Source organism: Brevundimonas sp. (assembly GCF_031082345.1).
Lineage (GTDB): Bacteria > Pseudomonadota > Alphaproteobacteria > Caulobacterales > Caulobacteraceae > Brevundimonas.
On sequence record NZ_JAVHLH010000171.1, the window covers coordinates 1 to 6,251 of the forward strand.

General features: G+C 68.9%; 7 protein-coding genes. 3 read left to right on the plus strand and 4 right to left on the minus strand.

What is annotated here, in order from left to right:
• Positions 1-772, plus strand: a 772-nt coding sequence (locus RDU12_RS11110) for a M23 family metallopeptidase (protein ID WP_308684623.1), incomplete at its 5' end; no start/stop codon positions are given.
• Between the two features lie 116 nt (positions 773-888).
• Entirely contained in the window at positions 889-1,431 is a 543-nt protein-coding gene (locus tag RDU12_RS11115; RefSeq protein WP_308684624.1) for a response regulator, read from the plus strand.
• Positions 1,432-1,433: 2 nt separating this feature from the next.
• Here RDU12_RS11115 and RDU12_RS11120 read toward each other — a convergent pair whose 3' ends face one another.
• Together RDU12_RS11120 and RDU12_RS11125 are read right to left on the minus strand one after the other, a co-directional pair.
• Positions 1,434-2,330 (minus strand): lysophospholipid acyltransferase family protein, encoded by an 897-nt coding sequence (locus RDU12_RS11120; RefSeq protein ID WP_300293237.1) that lies wholly within the window; start codon positions 2,328-2,330, stop codon positions 1,434-1,436.
• A 19-nt stretch (positions 2,331-2,349) separates the two neighbouring features.
• A complete protein-coding gene (locus RDU12_RS11125; RefSeq protein ID WP_300293235.1) occupies positions 2,350-3,120 on the minus strand; it encodes an SDR family NAD(P)-dependent oxidoreductase in 771 nt (256 codons plus the stop codon).
• 108 nt (positions 3,121-3,228) lie between these two features.
• On the opposite strand from RDU12_RS11125, the gene RDU12_RS11130 reads away from it, so the two are divergent.
• Complete coding sequence (locus tag RDU12_RS11130; RefSeq protein ID WP_308684626.1) at positions 3,229-4,497, plus strand: EAL domain-containing protein; 1,269 nt, start codon at positions 3,229-3,231, stop codon at positions 4,495-4,497.
• 356 nt (positions 4,498-4,853) lie between these two features.
• On the opposite strand, the gene RDU12_RS11135 is transcribed toward RDU12_RS11130, so the two are convergent.
• Both RDU12_RS11135 and RDU12_RS11140 read right to left on the minus strand, forming a co-directional pair.
• A complete protein-coding gene (locus RDU12_RS11135) occupies positions 4,854-4,994 on the minus strand; it encodes a hypothetical protein (RefSeq protein WP_300289926.1) in 141 nt (46 codons plus the stop codon).
• Between the two features lie 118 nt (positions 4,995-5,112).
• Positions 5,113-5,457 (minus strand): glycine zipper 2TM domain-containing protein, encoded by a 345-nt coding sequence (locus tag RDU12_RS11140; RefSeq protein ID WP_300289925.1) that lies wholly within the window; start codon positions 5,455-5,457, stop codon positions 5,113-5,115.
• Between the last annotated feature and the right edge of the window lie 794 nt (positions 5,458-6,251).

A 6,251-nucleotide genomic window follows, 5' to 3' on the forward strand; every position in this document is an offset into this window, starting at 1 on the left:
GGCGCGGGCGCGCGCCTCCGACGGCCTCGAACTGACCGGCCGTTTCGTCCAGGGCGGACACGCCCTCGGCCGCACCTGGCCGCGCGCCCTGGTCTTCGTCGACGGCGAGGCCCTGGCCGCCGCCTCGTCGAGCGGCCATTTCATCGTCGGCTTCGACCGCGACGCCCCCGCCAGCGTCGAAATCGAGGTTCGCGCCGACGGCCGCTCGGTTCGCCGCGCGCTCGACATCGCGCCGGGCGACTTCCCCATCACCCGCGTCGACGGCCTGCCGCCGTCCACCGTGACCCCCACCGACCCGGCCCTGCTGGCCCGCATCGCCCGCGAGGTCGAACTCAAGACCGAGGGCTTCGCCAGCCGCCTCGACGCCGACCATTTCCGCGACGGCTTCGACTGGCCCGTGACCGGCTTCCGCGTCAGCAGCCGCTGGGGCGCCCAGCGCGTCCTCAACGGCACGCCGGCCCGGCCGCACTACGGCATCGACCTCGCCGCCCCGGCCGGGACGGTGATCCGCGCCCCTGCCGCCGGCCGGGTGACGCTCGCCGAGACCGATCTGCATTTCGAGGGCGGCCTGGTGCTGATCGACCATGGCCAGGGGCTGATCACCGCCTATCTGCACCAGTCGCGCCTCGACGTCCGCGCCGGACAGGACCTGCGCCGGGGTGATTCGGTCGGTCGGGTCGGCATGAGCGGCCGCGCCACCGGTCCGCACCTGTGCTGGCGCATGAAATGGCGCAACCGCAACCTTGATCCGTCGCTTCTGACCAGAACCTGAGCGGGAGTAAGCGATTACTACGTTCAGTGATCGCCGGTCAGTCATGGACAGGTAAGGTATCAGGCCTAGGATTAACCATCGCCGCGCCGCAAAGGCGCTTTGCCGGCCCATCCGCCATGTCGTCCCTCGCCGCCCTCCAGATCCTGCTCATCGACGACAATCCGCACATGCGGACTATCGCCTCGGCGGTGCTGAAATCCGCGGGCATCCGCAAGGTCTGGGAAGCGAACGACGGCGGAACCGGCCTGCAGATGCTGCGCGACCACGCCATCGACCTGGCCATCGTCGACTACAACATGTTCCCGCTGGACGGCGTCGAGTTCACCCGCCTGGTCCGCAACAGCCCCGACAGCGCCAATCCCTATCTGCCGATCATCATGATGACCGGCCACTCCGGCAAGCAGCGCGTCTATGAGGCCCGCGACGCCGGCGTCACGGAATTCCTGGCCAAGCCGATCACCGCCAAGGGGGTGCTCGACCGCATCCATTCGGTGATCTGGAAGCCCCGTCCCTTCGTCAAGACCGACGGCTATTTCGGTCCGGACCGTCGCCGCGTCACCCCGCCGGGCTTCCGCGGCCCGTTCCGTCGCGCCACCGACGCCAACCGCGCGCCGGCGACCGCCCCCGGGGGCTCTTCCGGCGCCCCGGCCGAGGCCTGACGTCACTCCGCATTCAGCGCCGCGTAGACCCGGTCGGGCCAGCGCCTGTGCACCCAGAACCAGTCGACCGGGTTCTCGCGCACCCGCGCCTCGATGAAGCTGGTGATGGCCTGCACCCCGCGCGCGATGTCCGCCGGCCGGTCGCCGGTCTTCTCCAGTTCGATCGGCGCGTAGAGGGTCACCCGGAACCGCACCCCGGGCAGCCGCACCACGGACATCGGCTGCAGCACTGTGCCGAAGCGCAGCGCCAGCCGGCTCGGGCCCGGCGCCGCATTGACCGGCTGGCCGAAGAAGGTCACTTCCGGCCCCTCCGAGAATTTCTGGTCGTTCATCAGCGCCACTGACTCGCCCCGCGCCATCCCGGCCAGCAGCTCGCGCGCGCCGTCCCCGCCCTTGGGGGCGAACAGCTTGACGCCATAGCGGGCCCGGGCCGCGATGATCTGGGCGTCGACGTAAGGGTTGTTGGCCGCGCGATAGGTGATCTGGCAGGGCACGCCGGCCCCGACGATGGTCGCCGCCAGGGTCTCGATATTGGCGAAATGCCCGCCGACGAAGACCACCGGTCGCCCCGACTCGCGGATGGCCTCCAGCCGCTCGCGACCGACCACCTCGATGCGCCCTTCCGCCACCAGCCGGTCCATCAGCGCCGTCTCGGCGAAGGCCCGTCCGGTCTGCTCCCACTGCGCCAGCGCCAGCGCCTCGCGTTCGGCCGGCGCCATGTCGGGGAAGGCGATGCGCAGGTTGCGCATCACCGTCTTCTGCGTCCCCGCTTTGGGCCCCAGCGTCCGCAGCAGCCAGCCGCCCAGAGCCGAGGCGCGCTCCACGCCCAGCAGCCGCATGAAGCCGATGAAGCCGGCGAAACCCGCCGCCTGCAGCCGCCAGATCAGGTCCTGGCGCAGGCTCACGCCTCCGGGATCGTCACCAGGCAATGGTGATCCCGCCGTCGACCACCAGCGTCTGGCCGGTCATGTAGCTGGACGCCGGGGAGGCCAGATAGACCGCCGCCCCGGCGATCTCGTCCGGCTGGCCGATCCGCTTCAGCGGCGCGGGATCGGTGACCTGCTTCAGCAGCTCCGGGTTCTCCCACAGATATTTGGCGAAGTCGGTCTGCACCAGGCCGGGGGCGATGGTGTTGACCCGCACGTTCGACGGGCCCCACTCGACCGCCAGGTTCCGCGCCAGCTGCATGTCGGCCGCCTTGGAGATGTTGTAGGCGCCGATCAGGGCGTTGCCGCGCAGGCCGCCGATCGACGACACGATGATCACCGATCCCGCCTTCCGCTCCAGCATCTGCGGCGCGACCATCTGGATCAGCCAGTGGTTCGAAACCACGTTGTTCTGCAGGATCTTGCCGAACTGGTCGTCCGAAATCCCCGCCATCGGTCCCGCATAGGGATTGGTCGCGGCGTTGCAGACCAGGATGTCGATCTTGCCGAAGGCGGCGTTGGTCTCGTCGACCAGCCGCTGCAGCTCCTCCTTCGAGGCGATGTTGGCCGGAACGGCGATGGCGCGGCCCTCGCCGTGCTTCGCATTGATCGCCGAGGCCACCTCGTCGCACGGCCCCGGCTTGCGCGACGAGATCACCACCTTCGCCCCATGCTCGGCCAGCCGCTCGGCGATGGCCTTGCCGATGCCGCGCGAAGAGCCGGTGATGACCGCGACCTGGCCGGTCAGATCGAACAATTCCATCGTTAACCTCGAAGAGTGGGGAGAATCCGTGCAGGAAGCCTAGGCGATCTGCCGTGATACCCCGATACTCGGGCGATTCCATCCGGGAACACGGAACAACCGTTTCCAATGCGCGCACTGACCCAAGGCTTCCTGCTCTTCGGCTACCTGTTCCTGTCCATGACGGTCGGCGCCTTCGTGTGGCGCGCGGGCCTCGGCGCCGGCGCGGGCGCGGCGGCCGGCATCGCCAGCCTCGGTCTGCTCGCCGCCATCCACACCTGGATCTCCGGCAAGGCCGAGCGCGCCGTGCTGAAGAAGGAGATCGACCAGGTCCGCGACGCCCACCGCCTGCTCGCCGACGCCATGGAGTCGACCCAGGGCGCCCTGACCGAACTGGCCCAGGCCATCGAGAGCGGGGCCCTCAGCTCGACCGAACAGCTGTCCGGCGAGGTCCGCATGCTGGAGTCGCTGATCCAGCAGATGAGCGAGTCGATCGACCAGCGCATCTCCCAGCCGACGCCGGAGAACACCTACGAGGCCCGCCACCGCGAGCAGTCCAACGTCCTGCTCCAGACCATCCACGAGGCCCTGGCCGAGAACCGCGTCGACCTCTACCTGCAGCCGATCGTCTCCCTGCCCCAGCGTCGGACCATCTTCTACGAGAGCTTCACCCGCCTGCGCGCCGCCGACGACCGCGTGATGATGCCGGCCGAATACCTGTCGGTCGCCGAGGGCGAGGGCCTGGTCCCCGCCATCGACAACCTGCTGCTGTTCCGCTGCGCCCAGATCGTCCGCCGCCTCGCCCGTCAGGACCGCAAGGTCGGGGTGTTCTGCAACGTCGCCCTGTCCTCGCTAGGCGACGAGACCTTCTTCCCCCAGTTCCTCGACTTCCTTAGCGAGAACCGCGACCTCAACCAGGCCCTGATCTTCGAGCTCGGCCAGGCCACTTTCGACGCCCGCGGCGCGGTCGAGGCCCGCAACATGGCCAAGCTGGCCGACCTCGGCTTCCGCTTCTCGATCGACAAGGTCCAGACCCTCGACCTCGACTTCGCCGACCTCCAGCGCTCCGACGTCAAATTCATGAAGGTGTCGGCCGACCTGCTGATCGAGACCCTGCTGGATGCCGACTCCGCCTCGGCCCTGCCGGCCCTGCGCGACATCTCCGCCGCCGATTTCGCCGGGGTCACCCGCCGCTACGGCATCGAGCTGATCGCCGAGAAATGCGAGACCGAGCGCCAGATCGTCGACATCCTCGAGCTCGACATCTCCGTCGGCCAGGGCCACCTGTTCGGCGAGCCCCGCGCCATCAAGGAAGCGGTGCTGGCCGAAACCGACCCCCCCGCCGACTTCATCCGCTCGACGCTGCGCAGCGCCGACCACCGGCGGCGGTTCGGCTAGGGACGGGGAACCGCCCCGCGACGGAGTGAGCAATGCCTAAGGGTCGCCTGTTTGTTGTCGGACAGGTTCTGTTTCTCACCGCTCCAATCGCGCTCGGCTTGGCGATCTGGTTCACGAACAGGACCGGAAATTCGTTCCTGCCGTTTCTGGCCATCCTGCCCTACATGGCGATCGCGCTGGCCGCTCAGCTGTTTCGCTGCCCGTCCTGCGGGATACGGGTGTTCTCGCTCCAGCGAGCATCCGAAATCGGCTACCGGAAATACCTGACTCCGAGGCTGGCCTATCTTGAATGCCCCGGATGCCGCTCGTCCTTCTGGCGAAGGGGTTCCCGACCCTAGCGCGCGGCAGGTACGCTCTTACCCGGTGTGACCCTTGCCGGCCGCCCCCGGAAAAATCACATCCGCCGCCAGATAGCCCCCCAGCACGGCGATCAGGACCAGCTGCAGCACCACCGCCACGAACGGCCAGTTCCGTCTCAGCACACGAAAAAGCGACAACGCTCGACTCCAGCCAGCCCGGGAAACGCGGGCGTACGGCCACGCGAGCAAGACCGGCGGGGCCACGTCGGCGGCCGGCGGTTCCTCGCTCAAACCGCCCGCGCCGCCGTCCGTTCCTTCACCAACGCCGGTCGGTGTCGCGCCAGTAGACCCGCTCGCGGCCGTAGCGGCCGTCGCGGTTGTAGCCGCCGAAGCCGTAGCCGCACGGATCCTCTTCCTCCGACAGTTCGCGGCCGATCAGATAGCCGGCCGCGGCGCCGATGGCGGCTCCCGCCTCCCGGTCTTCGGGGCCGGCCACGGCCGCGCCGATGGCCGCGCCCAGCGCGGTTCCGGCCGCCATGGCCCGGTTGCGGTTCTCCGCATAGTCGCGCTCGCAAGCCGAGGCGTAGTTGTCGGTGGTGGCGCAGCCGGCCATCACGAGCCCGCAGGCCCCGATGGCGCTCATGGTCAACAGGTGTCGCATCGCTCTCTCCCTCTGCCCCGCTCCGGAGAGAACACCCGGCCGCGGCGAGGCGTTCCCCCTCTCCGGCTTCCTTCTCCCCTTGGGGGAGAAGATGCCCCGGAGGGGCGGATGAGGGGATAGCCGATCCCGGACCGCCTGGCAGATGGCTTGCCTAAACCATCCCCCTCATCCGGGCCTCCGGCCCACCTTCTCCCTCGAGGGGAGAAGGAATCGGAATTGCTGCGCTGCAAGTTCATGTTCAGCCATCAAACTTTTCAGACCCAACCGACTGTTTTCCCTCCCCATCGCCCCCGCGTCAGCGTCACGAACGCGCCGTAGGAAGCGGCCGTCGTAGACTCCCTCCCATCCCGTCGATGGGGAGGGCGTCGGATCCACGTTCTCGACGACGGCGGGCTGTGGTCGAGCGATGAAGCCCGGGCGGAGGAAAGTCCGGGGGTCCTCGTCGGACGTTGATGGATGGCGTCCGCTTGCTCGCCGCGCGCCTTTGGATGGAACCGCTACTGTCGATACTGTCAGCACGTTCCGCCTTCCGGCCCTCCTGGCGACAGGGGTCCGGGACGCCGGTGAGGCCCGATAAGGGCCGCCAGCCGGCGGGGCGAGTGGATAACGGCCACGCGGGGCAGCCTGTCTCGTCGAAACGGTAAACTCTATTCGCATCCGGGCGAGGCCCGGCTGTCCCGCGCCCTCCCCACACCGCTTGGACACAAGCGGCGCCGACCCATGCCTTCTCCCCTTGGGGGAGAAGGTGCCCCGGAGGGGCGGATGAGGGGAAAGCCGGCTCCGGACCGGCTGAC

What these genes read in the sequence shown, in the direction of transcription:
- RDU12_RS11130 (WP_308684626.1), top strand. Translation starts at nt 3,229, where the DNA reads ATGCGCGCACTGACCCAAGGCTTCCTGCTCTTCGGCTACCTGTTCCTG.
- RDU12_RS11125 (WP_300293235.1), bottom strand. Translation starts at nt 3,120, where the DNA reads ATGGAATTGTTCGATCTGACCGGCCAGGTCGCGGTCATCACCGGCTCT.
- RDU12_RS11115 (WP_308684624.1), top strand. Translation starts at nt 889, where the DNA reads ATGTCGTCCCTCGCCGCCCTCCAGATCCTGCTCATCGACGACAATCCG.
- RDU12_RS11140 (WP_300289925.1), bottom strand. Translation starts at nt 5,457, where the DNA reads ATGCGACACCTGTTGACCATGAGCGCCATCGGGGCCTGCGGGCTCGTG.